The 1,149-nt window shown below is 37.2% G+C and carries 1 pseudogene; it reads right to left on the bottom strand.

The features are described 5' to 3' along the window. Positions 1–488 precede the first annotated feature (488 nt). Positions 489–644 (bottom strand): annotated as a pseudogene (locus ACFIM1_RS09265) (late control protein); the annotation flags it as partial. Positions 645–1,149 lie beyond the last annotated feature (505 nt).

Raw genomic sequence — 1,149 nt, forward strand, 5'->3', positions numbered from 1 at the left:
ATAAAAACAACAAATTATCACGTATTCCTACCTAATCCCACCTTTTCCCACTTAGTACAAAACCTAGTGTCAAACTAAAATTTTTTTTCAAAGAGCTTTAAAGGTGTTCTCAAAGGGTCTTCAAAGACCTTTCAAAGATCATTTAAAGCCTCTTTTTCTTTTCTGCTCAAAATCGCAATTTGAGATGATCAATCATTGAGTTGGAATCGTATTATTTGAGAAGCAGCGTATATAAGATGTGTTCACCTCTCTTATCTTAAATTGATTGATAGTTTTTCCGTACCCCAAACACATTATTCAAGTACATTATTAAAAAAAAGCGTTTAAGGAATTCGGTCAACTTGAGCAAATTCCTTTTCAGTACGCAATTGTACAATGTTTGCACCATTGCTCCTTTTAGGAATTGGGTAAACAATACCCTATTGCTGTACTCATGCAATTGGATCAACTTGATCCTATTTATCGTTTTAGCAATTGGGACAAATAGCAGTGGGTGACGGTAGTTTCCATGGACCATTGATTTGCCCACGGACCCCTTGAAGAAGCAGAGGTTGATCCGCCATGATTTCAGGGCGTCTCTCTAAGGTTAAGGAGCCACTGCCTACAGCACGACACAGCCTGTCTGATTTTGATGCCGCTTGTGCTTCTCTTTACATGAGGAGAAACTGTGCAGACAGCGCATATGATAGAATACGAATAAAAAAGCTTATCTTGTCTCTTTCATGATCCTTTATTTCCACGCCACAAAAATTCTCTCTGAACGAGCTTTCAACCAAAATTTCGAAAGCAAGTAAATCTCCTGATAATATACCATCTTTTGCTTTGGTTAATTCGGTTTCCCCCATGAGGCCCCATGAACAGGAAAAAAACCGAAGCGGGCAATTGAGATCTTGCAGCCCTGCACACACCCACATTTCACAGCACAAGCAACAGCTTGAATAGCTTCTTCCTACCCAACAACATAAGGTACAATTAATAATTACTTTGTCTCATAAGAAATAAAATGATCACACGAACACATCTTTCTTCAAGTATAAGTGAGATTTTTTGAAGCGTATATTAACATTTTGTCTCTCATAACAAACATTTGTTTAAAGTATTTTCCTATTCCTTTTTGGCTCATATCTATTCCTTTTTGGAACATAATTA

Source organism: Bartonella sp. AC158YNML (genome assembly GCF_042196725.1).
Taxonomy (GTDB): domain Bacteria; phylum Pseudomonadota; class Alphaproteobacteria; order Rhizobiales; family Rhizobiaceae; genus Bartonella.